Source organism: Pontimicrobium sp. MEBiC01747 (assembly GCF_053601635.1).
On record NZ_JBSHNS010000500.1, the window covers coordinates 1 to 806 of the forward strand.

Annotated in this window: 1 protein-coding gene; it reads right to left on the reverse strand. The window is 26.7% G+C overall.

Annotated features, from left to right (window positions below):
* Positions 1-806: hypothetical protein (locus tag ACVC2P_RS16420; protein ID WP_452599539.1), on the reverse strand; the 806-nt coding region annotated here is incomplete at both ends.

The window sequence follows — 806 nt, forward strand, 5'->3', positions numbered from 1 at the left end:
CAGTTTCATCACTATCCATTACAGCAATCATATCCTTTAAAAAAGAGTGTTTTTTATTAATTCTCCCAATGATTGCATCACAATCCAATTGCAAAATATAATTATTTTCAACTTCCTCAAAAGCATACAATTGAGATACTACTGGCACACCTTTGTAGGTATGTGTTTTACTAGTATTTAATTCAAAATATTGTTTATTTATTTTTCTAGCATCTTCACTCTCTGGAAATATAACTTTATCAATAATACCTTCGTCTATTAGTTTATTTACTTCTGTAATTAATTTACTCCAATTACCATGACTATTATATTCTCTTAGAAACTCAGATTCTCGACTATCTAATGCAATAATTTTCTCATTAAAATTATTTGGAGAAGCTATTTGTTTTATAATGTGCTTTGTTGCTTGATAAATTATTTCACAGTCTTGAATGCATGCTTTTATAATTAGAGAAACATTATGTTTGGGTTTTTTCAATTTAGAAACTGACAATATCGCTTTTTTGGGAGTAAAGTAGTTATCCTCACTTAACATTACAGTATCAAAATTTATACTGTTTAAATGAAGCTTTTGTTTTATTAAATAGAAGAATAATTCATCAGGATTAATCATATTAGAATAAGGTATGGAAAAAGTATTTTCATCATTAAAAGCTATTTGTTTTAAAGCTATATCTAGGCTTTTATAATGTATTTCTTTAGTTTCTGCTTTTTTAACGGGTAAAGCGTGTTTACTTTCGCAAAATATTATTTTCGAATAAATTCTATTAATAAAACTCTGCAAACCATTTAGCTCTGGCAAAGAG